This window comes from Paraburkholderia sp. Tr-20389 (genome assembly GCF_017104565.1).
In the GTDB taxonomy this organism is placed as follows: Bacteria; Pseudomonadota; Gammaproteobacteria; order Burkholderiales; family Burkholderiaceae; genus Paraburkholderia.
The window spans coordinates 1-246 of the sequence record NZ_JAAGPD010000104.1; the positions used below are offsets into that span (position 1 = coordinate 1).

Genomic DNA, 246 nt, shown 5'->3' on the forward strand with positions numbered 1-246 from the left:
TGGGCGGATCATTAAAAAAAAAAAAAAAAAAAAAAAAAATTATACACTCCCAGCCAATATCAACATATACAGCGACACCTAACCATAATAATCCATCCACTATCTCTACACGTCTCTTTACACATCATCAACTCGATCTTAATACCTCTAATGTCCCTACATTAGTCATCCTGCTACGTTCTCCTCTTGCTCTTACTCATGACTAGTGCTAGTCATCTTCATACTCTCTGTGGTCCACACATTTCT

General features: G+C 37.0%; 1 protein-coding gene. It reads left to right on the forward strand.

Translation table 11 applies throughout. The annotated features are described in order from the left end of the window. Positions 1-206: hypothetical protein (locus G3N95_RS40335; protein WP_205975639.1), on the forward strand; the 206-nt coding region annotated here is incomplete at its 5' end. Positions 207-246 lie beyond the last annotated feature (40 nt).